Consider the following 18,656-nt stretch of genomic DNA (forward strand, 5'->3'; position numbering starts at 1 on the left):
CCAGCTAGGCGTCACCGCCGGGTGCTCGCGGTACTGGCCTATCTTGGTCAGACCTAGTGGCTCGACGATCGGATGTCTTGATGCGGATCGCTGTCTTCCACCCTGGCGCGATGGGGTCCCAGCTCGCGGCGCAGTTGGTTGCCGCCGGCCACGAAGTCCACTGGGTGCCGGAGGGCCGCAGTACGGCGTCCGTGGAGCGGGCGGAGGCCGTCGGCCTGATCGGTACGCCGTTCGCCGAGGCGGTGGGATTCGCCGAGGTCGTGCTGTGCTCGTGTGCTCCTCAGGGCGCGGTGGACGTGGCCAAGCAGGTGGGCGCCACGGGGTTCGCCGGGCTCTACATCGAGGCCAACCCGCTGTCGCCGAAGTCGCTCGAGGAAGCCCGGGCCGCACTGCCCGAGGCGACGTTCATCGACGCCGGCGTGGTCGGGCCGCCGCCCAAAGGTGGACCGAGCCCGACGCACCTGATGTTGTCGGGCTCCGCCGCGCAGCAGGCCGCTGACCTCTGGGCGGGAACCGCCGTGACTCCGATGGTCGTCGGGGATCAGGTCGGCGCCGCGAGCGCGGCCAAGTCGGCGTACGCGCTCTACAACAAGGGCAAGGCGGCTCTCGCCGTACTGGCCTTCGAGCTGGCCGCGAAGCACGGCGTGACCGACGCGTTGACGGCTCAGCAGGTCCGCCAGGACGCCGAATCGCTGAAGGACCCCGCGCTGCCGGAGAACCTGACGAGTGTGGCCTGGCGCTGGGGACCCGAGTTCGACGAGCTCGCCGAGACCCTCGACGCCGCCGGTCTCGAGGGTGACGCCGCCCGCGGGCTGCGTCAGGTGTGGACCAGGCTCAGCTGACCATGCGGCCGTAGTCCCGCAGCACGAACGGCGGGATCAGGTCGATCAGCCTGTTCATCGCCTCCAGCCGGGCCAGGGTGTCCGGCACGGTCCAGGAGCCGGTGCCCCAGCTGACCAGCGCGTTGCCGGCGAACTGCCACTCCAGGCCGGGGTTGTAGAGCATCCACTCCATCATCCGGGGATGCAGCACGGCGTGCGCGTACCGGTCGTCGGCGCAGCTGATCCGGAAGGTGTCGTTGAACGCCTTGCTCTCCAGTTCGAGGTCGCGGCCGCCGAACATCCGCTTGAACCCCGAGTCCTTGGTCAGCGTCAGCGGTGGCAGCGCCACCGGCAGATTGAGGGCGACCAGGTGGACCTGGTGGGTGGTCGTGGTGGTGGTCTCCCCGTTGCTGGAGGTCGTCGTGTACGTGTAGTCCAGCGCGCACATCCCGCGGCCGCGGAAATCACCGGCGACCATCTCGCCCGGCCTGCCCCGCTGGTACACCCGGCCCGCCACCTCGGACAGCCACGGGCTCGGCGGCATATGGAACCAGCCGTACTGCGCGGCCGCGTGCGCCCGGGCCCTGAGGAAGTCCCGCCGCCGTCCGGCGACCCAGAGGACCAGGCCGATGATCGCGGCGAACGGCACCGCGAAGAAGGCCAGCATCAAGAGAGCGGACATCTGGCGAATTTAGCGGAGCCGCCGGGCCACTCCGGGATCCCCCGCGGGCGGCGGTGGGCACGCCAGGTGATGGCGAGTGAACGCAGGTGACCGGTGGGAGAACGGATTTCCTGTCTGAGGCCAAGCGTGGGTAGACTGTTTTGGTTGCCTCGGCGAGGGACGCCCCCCGGACAAAGTCGGTCATGACGCAGCTCGTGACGACCTGGCGGGAGCGGCTCCGTGATCGACGCGGTGGTTCGTTGCCTGACGCCTTACCGGAGTCAAGACGTGCCCGCTGAGGCCAGCAACCGACAACAGATCACCGCAACGCTTTTGAGGGAGTTCATCTCGTGGCCGAGGTCAAGATCCAAGCCGAGTCGCGCACGGAGTTCGGCAAGGGTGCTGCCCGCCGAATCCGCCGGGACCACAAGGTGCCCGCCGTTCTGTACGGCCACGGCACGGACCCGGTGCACATCACGCTGCCCGGTCACGACACCATGCTGGCGCTGAAGACCGCGAACGCCCTGCTGCTGATCGAGGTCGAGGGCAGCGAGAGCCTGCTGGCGCTGCCGAAGCAGGTCCAGCGTGACCCGATCAAGAACACCATCGAGCACGTCGACCTGGTGATCGTGAAGCGTGGCGAGAAGGTCCAGGTCGAGATCGCCGTGCACATCGAGGGCGAGGCCGTCAGCGAGACCCTGGTCGTGGTCGAGAACCCGAACATCCTGGTCGAGGCCGAGGCCACCCACATCCCGGACGGCGTCGTCGTGTCCGTCGAGGGCCTGGACGTCGGCGCCCAGATCCACGCGTCCGACCTGAAGCTGCCCGCCGGCACCACGCTGGCCGTCGACCCGGACACCCTGGTCGTCAACGTGACCGCGGCCCAGACTGCCGAGCAGGTCGACGCCGCGCTGGCCGACGCCGAGGCCGAGGCCGGCATCGAGCGGGACGAGCCGGAGGCCGCCTCCGAGGAGCCGGTCGCCGCCGCGGCCGAGTAAGTAGCAGCACCCATAGTTTCAACAGGAGGGCCGGGATCCGTGGCGGACGACGTGTGGTTGGTCGTCGGGCTGGGGAATCCCGGCCCTTCCTATGCCAAGACCCGGCACAACGTCGGCCAGATGGTGGCCGACGAGCTGGTCGCCCGGGTCGGCGGCCGCTGGAAGCAGCACAAGCAGGCCAAGGCCGAGGTGGTCGAGGCCCGGATCAGCGGGATCCGGGCGGTGCTGGCCAAGCCGCGGTCGTACATGAACGAGTCCGGCGGCCCGGTCTCCGGGCTTCTGAAGTTCTTCAAGGTCGAGCCGGCCGGGCTGGTCGTGATCCACGACGAGATCGACCTCGACTTCGGCACCCTCCGGGCCAAGTTCGGCGGCGGCGACAACGGCCACAACGGGCTGAAGTCGCTGCGCAAGTCGCTTGGCACGGGTGACTACTATCGAATCCGGTTCGGCGTGGGGCGTCCGCCCGGCCGGCAGAACCCCGCCGACTTCGTGCTGAACGAGTTCTCCTCGACCGAACGCAAGGATCTGCCGTTCGCGGTGGACCGGACCGCCGACGCGGTCGAATCACTCCTGACCGATGGTCTCGAGGTCACCCAAAGCAAGTACAACTCGTGAGGTTGGACAACTCGTGAAACTGGCCGGTCTGGTCGACACCCTGATCACCGATCCGGTGGTGTCCGAGGCCGTTCGTGACGCCCGGGCTGATGGCGTCACGACGCTCGACCTGAGCGCTCCCGGGCCGATCCGCCCGGTGCTGATGGCTGCCCTGGCGGCCCAGCAGGGCGCGGACCGCCCGATCCTGGCGGTGACTGCCACCTTCCGCGAGGCCGAGGAGCTCACCGAGGCGCTGCAGTGCCTGGTGGAGCCCGGCACGGTCGCCTACTACCCGGCCTGGGAGACCCTGCCGCACGAGCGCCTGTCGCCCCGGTCGGACACGGTCGGCCGGCGCCTCGCCGTACTGCGGCGCCTGGTGCACCCGGATCCGTCGGACGAGACCACCGGGCCGATCAAGATCCTGGTGGCTCCGGTCCGGTCGGTGCTGCAGCCGCAGGTGGCCGGGCTGGCGGACCTGCGGCCGGTCCAGCTGCACGTCGGTGACTCGATGGAGCTCGAGGACGTCGTCGAGCGGCTCGCCGGGGCGGCGTACCACCGGGTCGATCTGGTCGAGCGGCGCGGCGAGTTCGCGGTCCGCGGTGGCATCATCGACGTCTTCCCGCCGACCGAGGAGCACCCGCTGCGGGTGGACTTCTTCGGCGACGACGTGGAGGAGATCCGGTACTTCGCGGTCGCGGACCAGCGGTCCCTGGAGATCGCCGAGCACGGCCTGTGGGCCCCACCCTGCCGCGAACTGCTGCTCACCGACGAGGTGCGCGCCCGCGCCGCGGTGCTGGCCAAGGAGCACCCGGAGCTGTCCGAGCTGTTCGAGAAGCTCGCCGAGGGCCACGCGGTCGAGGGGATGGAGTCGCTCGCGCCCGTCCTCGTCGACGAGATGGAACTGCTGGTCGACCTGATGCCCGCGGGTACTCACGTGGTGGTCAGCGACCCCGAGCGGGTCCGTGCCCGGGCCCACGATCTGGTCGCCACCAGCCAGGAGTTCCTGGAGGCGTCCTGGGCCGCCGCCGCGGGTGGTGGCGACGCTCCGATCGACCTGGGCGCAGCGGCGTACATGTCGCTGGCCGACGTCCGGTCGCACGCGCTCGGCAAGGGTCTCGCCTGGTGGAGCATGTCGCCGTTCTCGGCGGCACCGGCAGACGCGCCTGAGCTGCGGGACTCGATGGGGGAGCGGATCTCCTTCGACATCGACCCCGACGCCGGTGCGGTGCGCAGTCGCGCGATCGCGGCGCACGAGGTCGACCCGTACCGCGGTGAGACCGCTGCCGCCGTCGAGGACGTCCGGGCCTGGCTGCGGGACGGCTGGCGGGTCGTCTGCGTGACCGAGGGCCACGGCCCGGCCCAGCGCCTCGCCGAGGTGTTCTCCGAGGCCGAGCTGCCCGCGCGCACCGTCGACAGCATCGACGGCATCCCGGACCCGGGTGTCGTGCAGATCTCGCAGGGCCAGCTCGAGCGCGGCTTCATTGCCGAGGGCATCAAGTTCGCGGTGCTCACGGAGAACGACCTGGCCGGCCAGCGGAGCGCGGCCGAACGGCGTTCGCAGCAACGGATGCCGAGCCGCCGGAAGAAGGCCGTCGACCCGCTGGAGCTCGCCGGCGGCGACTACGTCGTGCACGAGCAGCACGGCGTCGGCCGCTACGTCGAGATGATGCAGCGCACCGTCGGCACCGGCGCGCAGAAGGCCACCCGCGAGTACATCGTGATCGAGTTCGCGCCGAGCAAGCGGGGCCAGCCCGGCGACCGGCTGTACGTGCCGACCGACCAGCTCGACCAGGTCACCCGGTACGTCGGTGGCGAGCAGCCCTCCCTCGACAAGATGGGTGGCGGCGACTGGGCCAAGCGCAAGGGCCGGGCCCGCAAGGCGGTCCGCCAGATCGCCGGCGAGCTGATCAAGCTGTACGCCGCGCGCCAGGCGACCAAGGGGCACGCGTTCGCCAAGGACACCCCCTGGCAGCGTGAGCTGGAGGACGCGTTCCCGTTCGTGGAGACTCCCGACCAGCTGGCCACCATCGACGACGTGAAGCACGACATGGAACTCGTCACGCCGATGGACCGGATCGTCTGCGGTGACGTCGGCTACGGCAAGACCGAGATCGCCGTACGGGCTGCCTTCAAGGCGGCCCAGGACGGCAAGCAGGTCGCGGTACTGGTGCCGACCACCCTGCTGGTCCAGCAGCACTACGCGACGTTCTCCGAGCGGTACGCGGCGTTCCCGGTCAATGTGGCGCCGCTCTCGCGGTTCCAGACCGACAAGGAGGCCAAGGCGACCCTGGACGGTCTGGCCGACGGCACGGTGGACGTGGTGATCGGTACCCACCGGCTGCTCAGCGGCGAGGTCCAGTTCAAGGATCTCGGCCTGGTGGTCGTCGACGAGGAGCAGCGCTTCGGTGTCGAGCACAAGGAACAGCTGAAGCAGCTGCGGACCGCGGTCGACGTGCTGACCATGTCCGCGACGCCGATCCCGCGCACCCTGGAGATGTCGATCACCGGCATCCGGGAGATGTCCACCATCGCCACCCCGCCGGAGGAGCGGCACCCGGTGCTGACCTTCGTCGGCGCCTACGAAGAGGGCCAGGTGACCGCCGCGATCCGGCGCGAGCTGCTCCGCGAGGGTCAGGTCTTCTTCGTCCACAACCGGGTGAACACGATCGAGAAGGCGGCCGCCCGGATCCGCCAGCTGGTCCCGGAGGCCCGGGTCTCGGTGGCCCACGGCCAGATGCCCGAGCATCAGCTCGAGCAGGTCATCCAGGGCTTCTGGGAGAAGGAGTCCGACGTCATCGTCTGTACGACGATCGTCGAGTCCGGGATCGACATCTCGAACGCGAACACGCTGATCGTCGAGCGGTCCGACCTGCTCGGCCTGTCCCAGCTGCACCAGCTCCGCGGCCGGGTCGGACGCGGCCGCGAGCGCGCCTACGCATACTTCTTCTTCCCGCCGGAGAAGCCGCTGACCGAGACCGCGCACGACCGGCTCGCCACCATCGCGCAGCACGCCGACCTCGGCGCCGGTATGCAGGTCGCGATGAAGGACCTGGAGATCCGCGGCGCCGGCAACCTGCTCGGCGGCGAGCAATCCGGGCACATCGCCGACGTCGGGTTCGACCTGTATGTCCGGCTCGTCGGCGAGGCCGTCGCGGAGTACCGCGGTGACACCCAGGCCGAGGAGCCCGACGTCAAGATCGAGCTGCCGATCGACGCGCACCTGCCGCACGACTACGTGCCCTCGCAACGCCTCCGGCTGGAGATGTACCAGCGGCTCGCCGCGGTCCGGGACGCCGACGGCATCGCAGAGCTGGTGGAGGAGTTGCACGACCGGTACGGCGACATCCCGCGGCCGGTGCTCAACCTGATCGAGGTCGCCAAGTTCCGCGACCACGCCCGCAAGGCCGGTCTGCACGACGTCACCCTGCAGGGCAATCTGATCCGGTTCGGCCCGGTCGAGCTCGCCGACTCGAAGGTGCTCCGGCTGAACAGGCTGTACCCGAAGAGTCTGGTCAAGCCGCAACTGCGTACGATCCTGGTGCCGAGACCTGCCACCCGGCCGGTCGCCGGTCAGCCGCTCCGCGACCAGGAGCTGCTGCAGTGGTGCACCCGGTTGATCGACGACGTGATCGCCGAGCCGGTCGCGGTAGGTACCTGATACGAGCATGATGATGAACAGGAACGCTGGAGGAGATTCGGTGAGCACATCGCGACGGCTTCAGGCGGTCGGTGCAGGGCTGGCGTCGGTGCTGCTGCTCGGTGGCTGCGCTGCGGGCACGCACCCGGGTGCGGCGGCCACGGTCGGCGACACCGAGATCTCGGTAGGTGACGTCGACAAGACCTCGACCGCAGTCGCAAATGCGCTCGGGGAGCCCCTCACCGCCACCGTGATCCTGGGCGAGCTCGTGAACAGCGCGCTGGTCGAGCAGATCGCCGCGCAGCGCTCGATCACCGTCTCCGACGCCGAGGTGACGCCCGCGATGAAGGCCGTGGTCGGCGACCAGGCCACCTACGACAAGTTCGTCAAGGACCCGGTCGCGAACGACTTCCTGCGCCAGGTCGCCACCGCCGCCGTCGGCACCATCAAGCTCGGTGGCGGCACCGGCATCACCGACCCGAACATCCAGAAGGCCCAGCAGGCAGGCCAGACCGTGGTCAGGGACGCCTCGAAGAACATCACCGTCGACATCGCGCCGCGCTTCGGCAAGTGGACCGACGGTGCCATCGACGGTAAGGCCTCCGGCTCGCTGTCCGAGGAGTCCGCCCAGGCCAAGGCGAAGCGCGAGGCCCAAGAGAAGGCGCAGCAGCAGCAGCAACAGCAGCAGCCGCAGCCGGAGCCGCAGGGCTGATCGCGGCCGCTGTGACGGATCCCTCGACCCGCTGGATCAAGGTCGTTCTCACCAGTCCGCGGGTGGCGCCCGGGTTGCTCACCCGGTCCGCCTGGCAGGTATTCGGCGACGCCTCCGCGATCGGCGCCTCCGCCGGCCCGGAACGCCCCGACGTGCAGGCGCTCGTCGGTTCCGGAGTGGTCGTGCAGCAGGTGCTCGGTGACGCCCACGAGCAGTGGACCTGGCTCACCGACAGCGCCGCCTCGGGCGGACAGGTCGCCTGGCTGGTCGGCGAGGACGGTGAACCCGCCCTGCTGCGCGTGATCGCGGACGAACTGAACCGCGAGCCGCGCCCGGAGTACGAGGTCGAGATCGTGCACGGCTCGTACGACGTACCGGGTGCGCGGCTGATCGACCTGGTCCGGGTGATGGACCGGCTCCGGCGGAACTGCCCGTGGGACCAGGAGCAGACCCACGAGAGCCTGGCGCGGTACCTGCTCGAGGAGACCTACGAGACCCTCGAGGCGATCGACACCGGCGCCTACGACCACCTCCGCGAGGAACTCGGCGACCTCCTCCTCCAGATCGCCTTCCACTCCCGCATCGCCGAGGAAACCCCCGACGAGGGCTTCTCCATCGACGACGTAGCCGCCGACATCGTGGAAAAACTGGTCCGCCGCCACCCCCACGTCTTCGGCGACGTCACCGCGGCGGACGCGGCCGCGGTCGAGGCGAACTGGGAGGCCATCAAGGCCGCCGAGAAGCAGCGCACCTCTGTGCTGGAAGGCATCCCGCTCGCCCTCCCGGCCCTGGCTCTCGCTGACAAGGTTCTCGGCCGGGCTGCGAAGGTGCTGCCGGGTGCTCCAGACTCCGCTGCAGTGTCGCCGGTTGAGTCGCCTGCGTCCGACGACGAGCGCATCGGGGCCGCGTTGCTGGATCTTGTCCGCCAGGCTCGCGCGGTCGGCGTCGACCCGGAGCAGGCGCTGCGCCAGGCGACGCACCGCCTCGCCGACGAGGTCCGCAGTACCGAATCCGGTACCTGACTACTCCGACGCCGGCGGCCCGTCGAGGAGGGCTCGTAGGGCGTCTCGGTGGGCTGTGTAGGCCGACACAACCTCAAAGGCCTGAACGACGCCCGCCGGGGCCTGGGCTGCTGACGGGATCCGCCAGGGTCAAGCGGATCGCGGCCTCAGCCGAGGGCCAGTCCGGCGTGTGGACAAGGTCAGCCGGCGTACGGCGCTGGGGGCCGAAGAGGTAGCGATGGGGTACTACGCCGCGCAGGGCTTCGTGGACGTCGGCTTTGTCGTCGACGAAGTGGGTGATGCCGAGTTCGGCGCAGTGGATCGCCTTGTCCGGGCGGCGGAGGCAGAAGCGGACGTTGTCCGTGGGGATTCCGGTCAGTTCGAAGAAGCGGTGATGGTGCAACCAGTCGAGAGAGCGCTGCTGGATGTGCGGGCCGCACTTGGAGACCAGCCAGGCCTTGCCCTCGAACAACTCGACCAGCCGGGGGATCGCCTCGAAAGCGCCCGGGACGAAAGGCGTTCGCAGTAGGGTCGCGTGGTCGCCGTGGAAGAAGGCGGTGTCCTCGCCGGGTGGGCTGTCGATGATCACCCGGCCGATGTCTATTCCCAATCGGTTCATGCCTCGATCCTGCGGCCCACCAGTATCTCAGCAGAACTATTGTTCAGCCCGATAGCTATAGTCTGAGCTGATGATTCTGGATCGGCTGGTCGCCGAGGATCTGGAAGCGTTCGCGATCTTCGCCAAGCATCGCAACTTCACCCATGCCGCGGACGAGTTGCACGTCAGTCAGCCTGCCCTGCACGCCAGGATCCGCAAGCTCGAGCAGACCCTCGGCCGTCAGTTGTACGAACGCCAGGGGCGCACTCTGCTGCTCACCGAGACTGGCGAGCACCTGGCCGCGTTCGCCAACGACACCCGTTCTCGCGCGGCCGCATTCCTCGAGGGCCTGGACGCGTTGCCGCCGCGACCACTCGTCCTGGCCGCCGGCTCCGGGGCCTACCTGTACGTCATCGGCGACGTGCTCCGCCGCTATCTCGACCGCAAACTCGGCCTGCGCCTGATGACCACCGACTCGGACGCCACTGTCGCGGCGGTCCGGGACGGAACAGCCGATGTCGGGGTCACCGCCCTCACGATTCCGCCCGACGACCTCGACTGCGAGCTGCTGACGCAGTACTCGCAGGTGCTGGCGGTTCGTCCTGACCACCGGCTGGCGGACCGGCGTACGGTCCGGCTGAAGGATCTCCAGGGGGAGGCGCTGGTCGTGCCGCCGCAGACTCGGCCGCACCGCCGGCAGTTGGAGCGGAGCCTGCTGGACGCCGGGGTCGACTGGTCCGTCGCGGTAGAGGCGGAGGGTTGGGTTCTGCAGGTCCACTTCGTCCGGATGGGGATCGCTCCCGCGGTGGTGAACGGCTTCGTCCGTACTCCGGCCACGGTGCGGACCATCCCGATCAAGGATCTGCCGCCGATCCGTTACTACCTCGTCACCCGCCGGAACCGGCGCGCCGACGGTCGCCTCGACACGTTGGGGGCTCTGCTGACACGCTTCGTGGTGTGAGCCAAGCCAGCCGACAGTTGTCCCGACTACTCCGGCACACCGCCGGTGAGCGCGGACTCGCGATGACCCCCGACGGCTGGGCCCTGATCGAGGACGTCTGCGAGCTGCTCCGGATGGACCGTTCTGCGCTCGCCACCGCCGTCGAGCAGAACGACAAGGCGCGGCTGCAGGTGGACGGCGACCGGATTCGCGCTTGCCAGGGTCATTCCGCTGCCGGGATGCCCGTCACCCGTGAAGCTTTGGAGAACAGTTGGCGACGGGTGATTCCCGCCGACCTGCTGTGGCACGGCACGAACACGGCGGCGCTGGAGGCGATCACCCGCGAGGGGTTGCGGCCGGGACGACGTACGCATGTGCACCTGGCGCCGGCCCGGAACAGCCATGTGGGCAGGCGATCCGCGGTCGACGTCCTGCTCGGCATCGACCCCGCCAAGCTCGGCCAACCGGTTTTCGAAGCGCCGAACGGGGTCCTGCTGGTCCGGTCGGTCCCTTCCGAAGCGATCCGCCTTATCCAAAAGGCCGACGCGGTCCACTAGGCCGGCTGGTCTGGCCGTTATTGTCGGCGGTGACAATCAGGGGACATCAAGGTGTGAACAGAGGAGTAGATGTGGCCACCATCGAGGCCGTCGGCGCCCGCGAGATTCTTGACTCGCGAGGCAACCCCACTGTCGAGGTCGAGGTTCTCCTCGACGACGACACCGTAGCCCGGGCGGCGGTGCCCTCCGGTGCTTCCACCGGCCAGTTCGAGGCCGTCGAGCTGCGTGACGGGGACAAGTCCCGCTACGGCGGCAAGGGTGTCCAGAAGGCCGTCACGGCCATCCTGGAGGACATCGACAAGGAGATCGTCGGCTACGACGTCCACGAGCAGCGGCTGATCGACCAGGCCCTGATCGACCTGGACGGTACGCCGAACAAGGCCAAGCTGGGCGCGAACGCCATCCTCGGCGTCAGCCTCGCGGTGGCCAAGGCCGCCGCCGAGAGCGCCGGTCTGGACCTGTACCGCTACGTCGGCGGCCCGAACGCGCACGTGCTCCCGGTGCCGATGATGAACATCCTCAACGGCGGCGCGCACGCGGACAGCAACGTCGACGTGCAGGAGTTCATGATCGCCCCGATCGGCGCGTCGACGTACTCCGACGCCCTGATGCAGGGTGCGACCGTCTACCACGCGCTGAAGGCGGTGCTGAAGGAGAAGGGCCTGTCCACCGGTCTCGGCGACGAGGGCGGCTTCGCCCCGAACCTGCCGAGCAACCGCGACGCGCTGGACCTGATCCTGGTCGCGATCGAGCGGGCCGGCCTGAAGCCGGGCGAGGACATCGCGCTGGCGATGGACGTGGCCGCGAGCGAGTTCCACACCGACGGCGTGTACGCCTTCGAGGGCGGCAAGAAGTCGGCCGACGAGATGATCGCGTACTACGCCGACCTGGTCGCGTCGTACCCGATCGTGTCGATCGAGGACCCGCTGAACGAGGAGGACTGGGACGGCTGGAAGAGCATCACCGCCCAGCTCGGTGACAAGACCCAGCTCGTCGGCGACGACCTGTTCGTCACCCAGGTCGAGCGGCTGCAGCGCGGCATCACCGAGAAGGCGGCGAACTCGCTGCTGGTCAAGGTGAACCAGATCGGCTCGCTGACCGAGACGCTGGACGCCGTGGACCTGGCCCACCGCAACGGCTTCACCTGCATGATGAGCCACCGCTCCGGTGAGACCGAGGACACCACGATCGCCGACCTCGCCGTCGCCACCAACTGCGGCCAGATCAAGTCCGGCGCCCCGGCCCGGTCCGACCGCACCGCGAAGTACAACCAGTTGCTCCGGATCGAGGAGGAGCTCGACGACGCGGCCCGCTACGCCGGTCGCTCGGCCTTCCCGCGATTCAAGGGCTGACCGGGCTAAGGTTTTTGGATGTCCTCCCGCCGGGATCCAGGTGCACGTCCAGGCTCGCGACCGACGAGTCGCAGCCAGTCACGTCCACCTGCCCGCCGGGACGGCAACCAGCCCAAACGCCGTACGACGGGAACCCCGGCCGGGGTGGCCCGGACCCGGGGCTCCCGCAACCTCACCGGCCGGGCAGCCGTCGTGCTGCTCGTGCTCGGTGCGCTGATCGTGTCCTACGCGCAGAGCCTGCGGGTGTGGTTCGACCAGCACCAGCAGATCAGCGCGCTGCAGCAGGAGATCCGGGACCGGGAGAAGCGGGTCGGCCAGCTGGACGACGAGATCGCCCGCTGGAACGACGACGCGTACGTCCGGGCCCAGGCCAGGCAGCGCCTCGGCTGGGTGATGCCCGGCGAGATCGGGTACCGGGTGATCGGCGCGGACGGCAAGCCCGTCGGAGCGCCGCCCGAGCCGGCCGGACCGGCTGATCCGCAGGCCGACACGCAGAAGCCGACCTGGTACACCAAGCTCTGGGGGAGCGTCGAGGGCGCCGGCAAACCGGCCCAGCCGGCCACGCCGACACCGCCGAAACCGACACCCAAGCCCGTTCTGACCGCACCACCGAAGGGCAGCAGGTGACCGTAACGCCTGAGGACGAGACGGCAGTCAGCGCACAGCTGGGCCGGACCGCCCGCGGGATCCGATCGATCGCGCACCGTTGCACGTGCGGTCTGCCCGACGTGGTGGAGACCGAGCCGCGGCTGCCGGACGGGACCCCGTTCCCGACCACGTACTACGTCACCTGCCCGCGGCTCGCGTCGGCGATCGGCCGGCTCGAGGCCGAGGGCGTGATGAAGGAGATGACGGACCGCCTCGCCACCGACGAGGACCTGGCCGCGCAGTACCGGGCCGCGCACGAGGACTACCTCGCCCGGCGCGAACTGCTGGGCGACGTCCCCGAGATCAGGGGGATCAGCGCCGGCGGGATGCCGACCCGAGTGAAGTGCCTGCACGTCCTGGTCGGTCACTCGCTCGCCGCCGGGCCGGGCGTGAACCCGCTCGGCGACGAAGCGCTGGAGATGCTCCCCGACTGGGGCCGTCGGGGCCCCTGTGTCTGACGCTGTGTCTGACCCCGGTACTGCGGCTGCCCCCGTCCGCGTCGCCGCGGTGGACTGCGGGACGAACTCGATCCGCCTGCTGATCGCCGACTACGCGGACGGCGGCCTGACCGAGATCGACCGGCGGATGCAGATCGTCCGCCTCGGCCAGGGGGTCGACTCGACCGGCGCGTTCGCTCACGACGCCTTGCTGCGGACGTTCGCGGCCTGCGCCGAGTACGCCGAGGCTGTCCGCGCGGCCGGGGTCGAGCGGTTGCGGTTCGTCGCGACCTCGGCGGCCCGCGACGTCAGCAATCGCGACGAGTTCTTCGCCGGAGTCGCCGCCCGCTTCGGAGTGGAGCCGGACATCATCTCCGGAGCCGAGGAGGCCGCGCTGAGCTTCCGCGGCGCGACCAGCGGACTCGCCGCTCTCGAACTGCCAGGTCCGTACCTCGTCACCGACATCGGCGGGGGCTCCACGGAACTGGTCCTGGGCGACGAGTCCGGCGTCATCGCGGCGGAGTCGCTCGACATGGGCTCCGTCCGGATGACCGAGCGACACCTGCCGTCCGACCCGCACTCGGTCGAGGAGATGGCCGCTGCGACCAAGGACGTGGACGAGTTGCTCGACTCCACGGTCGTCCCGCTGTCCGAGGCACGCTGCCTGATCGGGGTCGCGGGCACGGTGACCACTGTGGCCGCGGTCGCGCTCGGATTGAAGGAGTACAACCCGGGCGCGATCCACCATTCGCGGATCCCCGCCGACGTTCTGCTCGACACCACCTCGTGGCTGATGGGGTCGACCCGGATGGCGCGTTCCGCAGTACGGGCGATCCATCCCGGGCGGGTGGATGTGATCGGCGCCGGGGCGCTGATCCTGCAGCGGATCCACGACCGGATCGCCGGGGATCTCACCTACGACGAGGTCGTGGTGTCCGAGCACGACATCCTCGACGGGGTCGCGCTGGCTCTGGGGGAGTCGACTTAGCGGGCGCGGACCCCGTCCAGGGCGATGGCCAGTACGCGCTCGCGCTGCTGGTCGTCGACGAACCCGGCGGCGGTGAGGCCGCTGACCATCCGCAGGACGTCGTCGAAGGTGATGTCGGTGCGGGCCTCACCTGCCTCCTGCGCGCGGACCAGCAGCGGTTCTCCCGCCTCGTACATCGCGACGCGGGCGGATTTGAACATCTCGGAGTCGCGGTTGAGCGACTCGTAGATCGCGCGCTTGGTGGCGGCGTACCCGACGAAGCGGCGCAGCCAGGTGGTCAGCGCCTCCCAGGGCGGCAGGTCGGCGACGTCGTCCGCGGCGTCGCAGAGTTCCTCGACCTCGCCGAAGTAGACGCTGTCGAAGAGGTGCTGGCGGGTCGGGAAGTTGCGGTAGAGCGTCCCGATGCCCACGCCGGCCCGGCGGGCGATCTCCTCCAGCGACGCGCCGGTGCCCTGCTCGGCGAAGGCGTCGCGGGCGGCGGCGAGCAAGGCGTCGAAGTTGCGGCGCGCGTCGGCGCGGGTCGGTCGCTGGACCGCTGTCCGGAGGATCGTGCGTGTCTTGTCGGTCACCTCGATCACCCTAACGACTAGAACCGGAGGTATCCCTCCGCTATAGTGGAGGCACGCCTCGACTTTACCACTGGGGCCTCTCTCACACCCGCGCCGCCGAACGCCGCGGCCGCCGTGAGCTCATCAACCTCGAAGGACTTCGTCATGCCTGGAAACGCGTCCTCCCCGCGGATCACTCTGCTGGTGCTGGCTTCTGCCACCGCCGCCTTCTCGATGTTGCAGTCGCTGGTCAGCCCGGCGTTGCCCATCATTCAGCGCGACCTGCACACCAGCCAGGGGACCGTCACCTGGGTCCTCACCGCCTGGCTGCTCGCGGCCTCGGTGGCGACCCCGCTGCTCGGCCGGATCGGCGACATGATCGGCAAGAAGCGCACCCTGCTGATCGCCCTCGGCGCCGTCGCTGCCGGTTGCCTGATCGCCGCGCTCGCCCCGACGGCCGGCGTACTGATCGTCGGGCGGGTGGTGCAGGGACTCGGCGGCGCCATCTTCCCGCTGTCGTTCGGAATCATCCGCGACGAGTTCCCGCGCGAGCGGGTGCCGTCGCTGGTCGGCATCGTGTCGGCCGTCATCGCGGCGGGCGGCGGTCTGGGGATCGTGCTGGCCGGGCCTGTCATCCAGGCGCTGAACTGGCGCTGGCTGTTCTGGATCCCCTTCCTGGTCGTCGTTCTGGCCGCATTCACCGCTTTCCGGTTCGTGCCGGAGTCGCCGTCCCGGGCGCCGGGCCGGATCGACTGGCTGGCCGCAGTACTGCTGTCCGGGTGGTTGGTCGCGCTGCTGCTGCCGCTCAGCAAGGCCGCGGCGTGGGGCCGGGCGTCGGTACAGACGATCGGCCTGCTCGTCCTGGCGGTGGTGCTGGTGGCGGGCTGGATCACCGTTGAACTCCGGTCGCGCAATCCGCTGATCGACATGCGCATGATGCGGCTGCCGGCGGTCTGGACCACCAACCTGGTGGCGCTGCTGTTCGGGGCCGGGATGTTCGCCGCCTATGCGTTCGTGCCGCAGTTCATGCAGATCCCGACGCTCGCCGGGTACGGGTTCGGTGCCACCGTCACGCGGGCCGGACTGTTGATGCTGCCGATGCTGGTGGCGATGGCTGTCGCCGGGTCGCTGAGCGGGCCGATCGCTCCTCGCTTCGACGTGAAGGCGCAGTTGGTGCTCGGGTCGGTGTTCAGCCTGATCGCGTGCGTGGCCTTCGCCGGGTTCCACGACCAGGCGTGGCAGGTCGCGCTCGCGGGTGCGTCGTTCGGGCTCGGCATCGGGCTGGCGTACGCCTCGATGACCAGTCTGATCGTGCAGAACGTGCCGATGAGCCAGACCGGGGCTGCGAGCGGGATGAACGCGAACATCCGCACCATCGGCGGCGCGATCGGTACCGCGGTGGTCAGTTCGATCGTGACGAGCCACCTGCAGGCCAACGGGCTGCCGTTCGAGTCCGGCTACACGCACGCGTTCGCGCTGCTGGCGGTCATCTCGGCCGTCGCCGTCGTCCTCGCGCTGCTCGTACCCACCGCGCGCCGCCGGGCCGCCGCACACCCGGAGCCGGTACTGGCGGGAGCCTCAGCGGCGCCGGGCGAGTAGCGAGAAAGTGTTCGGCAGGCGGCCCTGCCAGGCGGCCGCATCGACACCCGCTGGTTGCCAGAAGGGCTCGGGATACTCCTCCACCGAGGAGATCTCGAGCCCGGCCGCCACGACCGCGGTGATGATCTCGCCGAGGGACCACTGCCACTCCCGAGCGCCGTTGGCCGGGAAGCTGTCGTTGATGTGCGACCGCCCGAAGTAGCTCCGGTCCGCCCGGATCCTCGGCTCGTCCTCGTCCCAGCTCCACAACGGCACCATCGGGTGCGCCTCGTACACGAACAACTGCCCGCCCGGCTTCAGCAGGCGAGCCACGTCAGCCGCCCAGGCCCCGATGTCCCGCATCCAGATCAGCGCGCCTTTGCCGGTGTAAACCAGCTCGGCGCATCCATCCCGCAATGGCACCCCCGGCACCTCGGCGACGACGTACCGGCAGCTGGTTTCGAGCTGGATGGCCCTCCGCTGCGCCGCAGTAGCCGCCGTCACGCTGTAGTCGACTCCGACAACGTGCCGTGCCCCCGCCTTTGTCAACGCAACGTCATCTAGCCCATGCCCACTCTGCAAGTGCACGACAGCAGGTCTGGTCTGGAGCACCTCACGCAACAACCGGAGCTCCCTCTCCAGCAGCTCGGCTTCGGCCGCCGCAGCCAGCAGTTCGCCGTACTCCCGAACGTGTTTCAGGGAAGCGATCTCCCAAGCAGCCCTGTTGCCGGCAACCTCGGCGTCCATCCCGCGCCCCTCACCTGATCCGTTCAACGGCGTCCAGGATCTCCCGCCACGGCAACTCCCGGCCACCGCTTTCCACCCGCGGTTCCAGGGGGTGCCACTCGATCAGCGCTGCACCCGCGGCGCGCAAGGTGTTCAGGTGTCCCGCCCAAGCGGGATGCCGCACGTGGGCCGCGTTGACGCGCGGGAAGACGACCACGGGCGTAGTCCCGAGAGCCTCGGACAAGACCGTGAGCGCCTGGTTGTCGCCGATCCCCAGCGCCAGCTTGGCAACGGAGCTGGCGCTCAGCGGTGCTCCCACGAAGACATCGATCGGTGGATGCGGGCGCTCTTGGCCGGGCATCCTCGGGTGAGATCGCACCGGCAGGCCGGTGAGCTTCTCCAGGTCGCTTAGCTCGTGCGGATCGAACCAGCTCGCGGCTGTTGGGGTCAGCGTGACCGCGACCTGGTGACCTCGCTGGATGAGCGGCTGGACGAGGCCCTCGCGGAGTTGTTCGACGCCGCCGACTGCTGCCGCGACGACACCGATCACTGTCATCCGGACACCCTAAGGTGGCTCGTATGCGATTGCCGCACCCGTTGACGGGGGAGTTGTTCGAGAGCCCGGTGCCGCCGGGGACGGGGTGGCCCGAGGATCCCGCGGTACGGCGTACTCCGGTGGCTCGGAGTACGGCGGACGTCGTCAAGCTGGCGCGGACCGACGAGCTGGCGGAACTGGACGCGCGGGTATCCGTGTGCCGGGCGTGCCCGCGGCTGGTGGAGTGGCGCGAAGAGGTTGCCCTGAGCAAGCGAAAGTCATTTGCGGACCAGCCGTACTGGGGCCGGCCGATCGCCGGGTGGGGAGATCCCGAGCCGCGGGTACTGATCGCCGGTCTCGCGCCGGCCGCGAACGGCGGGAATCGGACCGGCCGGGTCTTCACCGGCGACCGTTCAGGCGACTGGTTGTTCGCCTCGCTCCACCGGGTCGGCCTGGCCACGCAGCCGACGAGCGAGCACGCGGGGGACGGGCTGAGGCTGCTCGGCGCCCGGATGATGGCGGCGGTCCGCTGCGCCCCACCCGCGAACAAACCCACCCCGGAGGAACGCGACACCTGCTCCCCATGGTTCCGCCGCGAACTCGAACTGGTGCTCCCGTCCACCCGGGCGATCGTCTGCCTCGGCAAGTTCGGCTTCGACGCCCTCCTGAATTCCCTGCAGTCGGTAGGCGGCGCAGTGCCGAAGCCCCGCCCGAAGTTCGGCCACGCGGTCGAGTACCCGATCCCCGGCCCGTACGGCGAGGTCGTGGTCCTCGGCTGCTTCCACCCCAGCCAGCAAAACACCTTCACCGGCAAACTAACCGAACCAATGCTCGACAGCGTGATGACCCGAGCCAAGGAACTCGCCGAGCTCTGATCTTGCTTTCTGGGGCCTCGGCGCCACGCACGGCAATCGGCCGCGCGGTAGCTCCGCCGACAGGCCCGGGCGGTTCGATTGGTGCAGGTCGGGTGGTTCCAACGGCATAGGCGGAGGTGCTGTCGCCGACATCAGTGCGGGTGGTCGCGTCACCGGGCTGCGTGATGGTGCTAGTCGGGCCGGCGCGCGTCAAGAGCGCTTCGCGTCCCTTCGGGATCGAGCAAGCTCGACTCTTGACCCACACCACCCCGACCAGGGAAGGAACGCAGCTATCCCGGAGCCGCTGGGAGGTGTGGCGACAGGCCCGGGGAGCTCCCCCGCCCAAACGCTCGGGGAGGTGCGTCGCCCGGAAGTTCGGGGAGGTGCGTCGCCCGGAAGTTCGGGGAGGTGCGTCGCCCGGAAGTTCGGGGAGGTGCGTCGCCCGGAAGTTCGGGGAGGTGCGTCGCCCGG

At 69.6% G+C, this 18,656-nt stretch carries 20 protein-coding genes; 14 read left to right on the forward strand and 6 right to left on the reverse strand.

The features are described 5' to 3' along the window. The first annotated feature begins 80 nt into the window (after positions 1-80). Positions 81-842 carry a DUF1932 domain-containing protein gene (locus tag EV644_RS31825; RefSeq protein WP_132192941.1) on the forward strand — a complete coding sequence of 254 codons (762 nt, stop codon included), beginning with the start codon at positions 81-83 and terminating at the stop codon, positions 840-842. On the opposite strand, the gene EV644_RS31830 is transcribed toward EV644_RS31825, so the two are convergent. Continuing rightward, on the reverse strand, positions 835-1,503 hold the full coding sequence (locus EV644_RS31830; RefSeq protein ID WP_132192943.1) for a hypothetical protein: 669 nt from the start codon (positions 1,501-1,503) through the stop codon (positions 835-837). The genes EV644_RS31825 and EV644_RS31830 overlap by 8 nt on opposite strands. Positions 1,504-1,832: 329 nt before the next feature. On the opposite strand from EV644_RS31830, the gene EV644_RS31835 reads away from it, so the two are divergent. From EV644_RS31835 to EV644_RS46710, 5 genes are read left to right on the forward strand one after another with little or no spacing between them, the layout of a single operon-like run. Next, positions 1,833-2,480 carry a 50S ribosomal protein L25/general stress protein Ctc gene (locus EV644_RS31835; RefSeq protein WP_132192945.1) on the forward strand — a complete coding sequence of 216 codons (648 nt, stop codon included), beginning with the start codon at positions 1,833-1,835 and terminating at the stop codon, positions 2,478-2,480. Positions 2,481-2,519: 39 nt separating this feature from the next. Beyond that, positions 2,520-3,095 (forward strand): aminoacyl-tRNA hydrolase, encoded by a 576-nt coding sequence (gene pth, locus EV644_RS31840; RefSeq protein WP_132192947.1) that lies wholly within the window; start codon positions 2,520-2,522, stop codon positions 3,093-3,095. Beyond that, positions 3,058-6,732 carry a transcription-repair coupling factor gene (mfd, locus tag EV644_RS31845; protein ID WP_439649187.1) on the forward strand — a complete coding sequence of 1,225 codons (3,675 nt, stop codon included), beginning with the start codon at positions 3,058-3,060 and terminating at the stop codon, positions 6,730-6,732. Before pth ends, mfd begins: the two co-directional genes overlap by 38 nt. Before the next feature lie 40 nt (positions 6,733-6,772). Continuing rightward, positions 6,773-7,423, forward strand: a complete 651-nt coding sequence (locus EV644_RS31850) for a SurA N-terminal domain-containing protein (RefSeq protein ID WP_241999050.1) — start codon at positions 6,773-6,775, stop codon at positions 7,421-7,423. 11 nt (positions 7,424-7,434) lie between these two features. Next, a complete protein-coding gene (locus EV644_RS46710; protein WP_241999051.1) occupies positions 7,435-8,445 on the forward strand; it encodes a nucleoside triphosphate pyrophosphohydrolase in 1,011 nt (336 codons plus the stop codon). A gap of 73 nt (positions 8,446-8,518) precedes the next feature. On the opposite strand, the gene EV644_RS31860 is transcribed toward EV644_RS46710, so the two are convergent. Next, a complete protein-coding gene (locus EV644_RS31860; protein WP_132192951.1) occupies positions 8,519-9,043 on the reverse strand; it encodes a hypothetical protein in 525 nt (174 codons plus the stop codon). Between the two features lie 70 nt (positions 9,044-9,113). Between EV644_RS31860 and EV644_RS31865 the strand changes: the two genes are divergently transcribed. From EV644_RS31865 to EV644_RS31890, 6 genes are all read left to right on the forward strand, one after another. Next, positions 9,114-9,983: a LysR family transcriptional regulator gene (locus tag EV644_RS31865; RefSeq protein WP_132192953.1), complete on the forward strand. Its 870-nt coding sequence runs from the start codon at positions 9,114-9,116 to the stop codon at positions 9,981-9,983. After that, positions 9,980-10,519, forward strand: coding sequence for an RNA 2'-phosphotransferase (locus EV644_RS31870; protein WP_241999052.1), 540 nt, complete (start codon positions 9,980-9,982; stop codon positions 10,517-10,519). Before EV644_RS31865 ends, EV644_RS31870 begins: the two co-directional genes overlap by 4 nt. Before the next feature lie 71 nt (positions 10,520-10,590). Beyond that, positions 10,591-11,871, forward strand: a complete 1,281-nt coding sequence (gene eno / locus EV644_RS31875) for a phosphopyruvate hydratase (protein ID WP_132192955.1) — start codon at positions 10,591-10,593, stop codon at positions 11,869-11,871. A gap of 18 nt (positions 11,872-11,889) precedes the next feature. Next, positions 11,890-12,498 carry an FtsB family cell division protein gene (locus EV644_RS31880; protein WP_241999053.1) on the forward strand — a complete coding sequence of 203 codons (609 nt, stop codon included), beginning with the start codon at positions 11,890-11,892 and terminating at the stop codon, positions 12,496-12,498. Continuing rightward, positions 12,495-12,977: a DUF501 domain-containing protein gene (locus EV644_RS31885; protein ID WP_199240103.1), complete on the forward strand. Its 483-nt coding sequence runs from the start codon at positions 12,495-12,497 to the stop codon at positions 12,975-12,977. The genes EV644_RS31880 and EV644_RS31885 overlap by 4 nt, the downstream gene beginning before the upstream one ends. After that, positions 12,970-13,944 (forward strand): Ppx/GppA phosphatase family protein, encoded by a 975-nt coding sequence (locus EV644_RS31890; protein WP_241999054.1) that lies wholly within the window; start codon positions 12,970-12,972, stop codon positions 13,942-13,944. Before EV644_RS31885 ends, EV644_RS31890 begins: the two co-directional genes overlap by 8 nt. Here EV644_RS31890 and EV644_RS31895 read toward each other — a convergent pair. Continuing rightward, positions 13,941-14,513, reverse strand: a complete 573-nt coding sequence (locus EV644_RS31895) for a TetR/AcrR family transcriptional regulator (protein ID WP_132192957.1) — start codon at positions 14,511-14,513, stop codon at positions 13,941-13,943. The genes EV644_RS31890 and EV644_RS31895 overlap by 4 nt on opposite strands. A gap of 17 nt (positions 14,514-14,530) precedes the next feature. Further along, on the reverse strand, positions 14,531-14,659 hold the full coding sequence (locus EV644_RS47295) for a hypothetical protein (protein ID WP_255511381.1): 129 nt from the start codon (positions 14,657-14,659) through the stop codon (positions 14,531-14,533). On the opposite strand from EV644_RS47295, the gene EV644_RS31900 reads away from it, so the two are divergent. Next, on the forward strand, positions 14,658-16,091 hold the full coding sequence (locus tag EV644_RS31900; protein ID WP_132192959.1) for an MFS transporter: 1,434 nt from the start codon (positions 14,658-14,660) through the stop codon (positions 16,089-16,091). The two genes, EV644_RS47295 and EV644_RS31900, sit on opposite strands and share 2 nt — an antisense overlap. On the opposite strand, the gene EV644_RS31905 is transcribed toward EV644_RS31900, so the two are convergent. Then, positions 16,071-16,817 carry a class I SAM-dependent methyltransferase gene (locus EV644_RS31905; RefSeq protein WP_132192961.1) on the reverse strand — a complete coding sequence of 249 codons (747 nt, stop codon included), beginning with the start codon at positions 16,815-16,817 and terminating at the stop codon, positions 16,071-16,073. The two genes, EV644_RS31900 and EV644_RS31905, sit on opposite strands and share 21 nt — an antisense overlap. A 10-nt stretch (positions 16,818-16,827) precedes the next feature. After that, positions 16,828-17,352 carry a flavoprotein gene (locus tag EV644_RS31910; RefSeq protein ID WP_132192963.1) on the reverse strand — a complete coding sequence of 175 codons (525 nt, stop codon included), beginning with the start codon at positions 17,350-17,352 and terminating at the stop codon, positions 16,828-16,830. Between the two features lie 23 nt (positions 17,353-17,375). Between EV644_RS31910 and EV644_RS31915 the strand changes: the two genes are divergently transcribed. After that, a complete protein-coding gene (locus EV644_RS31915; protein ID WP_132192965.1) occupies positions 17,376-18,206 on the forward strand; it encodes a uracil-DNA glycosylase in 831 nt (276 codons plus the stop codon). Positions 18,207-18,656 lie beyond the last annotated feature (450 nt).

Source organism: Kribbella orskensis (assembly GCF_004342085.1).
Lineage (GTDB): Bacteria > Actinomycetota > Actinomycetes > Propionibacteriales > Kribbellaceae > Kribbella > Kribbella orskensis.

What these genes read in the sequence shown, in the direction of transcription:
- EV644_RS31900 (WP_132192959.1), top strand. Translation starts at nt 14,658, where the DNA reads ATGCCTGGAAACGCGTCCTCCCCGCGGATCACTCTGCTGGTGCTGGCT.
- EV644_RS31825 (WP_132192941.1), top strand. Translation starts at nt 81, where the DNA reads ATGCGGATCGCTGTCTTCCACCCTGGCGCGATGGGGTCCCAGCTCGCG.
- EV644_RS31830 (WP_132192943.1), bottom strand. Translation starts at nt 1,503, where the DNA reads ATGTCCGCTCTCTTGATGCTGGCCTTCTTCGCGGTGCCGTTCGCCGCG.
- mfd (WP_439649187.1), top strand. Translation starts at nt 3,058, where the DNA reads ATGGTCTCGAGGTCACCCAAAGCAAGTACAACTCGTGAGGTTGGACAA.
- EV644_RS31860 (WP_132192951.1), bottom strand. Translation starts at nt 9,043, where the DNA reads ATGAACCGATTGGGAATAGACATCGGCCGGGTGATCATCGACAGCCCA.
- EV644_RS31905 (WP_132192961.1), bottom strand. Translation starts at nt 16,817, where the DNA reads ATGGACGCCGAGGTTGCCGGCAACAGGGCTGCTTGGGAGATCGCTTCC.
- EV644_RS31915 (WP_132192965.1), top strand. Translation starts at nt 17,376, where the DNA reads ATGCGATTGCCGCACCCGTTGACGGGGGAGTTGTTCGAGAGCCCGGTG.
- EV644_RS31910 (WP_132192963.1), bottom strand. Translation starts at nt 17,352, where the DNA reads ATGACAGTGATCGGTGTCGTCGCGGCAGCAGTCGGCGGCGTCGAACAA.
- EV644_RS47295 (WP_255511381.1), bottom strand. Translation starts at nt 14,659, where the DNA reads ATGACGAAGTCCTTCGAGGTTGATGAGCTCACGGCGGCCGCGGCGTTC.
- EV644_RS31865 (WP_132192953.1), top strand. Translation starts at nt 9,114, where the DNA reads ATGATTCTGGATCGGCTGGTCGCCGAGGATCTGGAAGCGTTCGCGATC.
- EV644_RS31880 (WP_241999053.1), top strand. Translation starts at nt 11,890, where the DNA reads ATGTCCTCCCGCCGGGATCCAGGTGCACGTCCAGGCTCGCGACCGACG.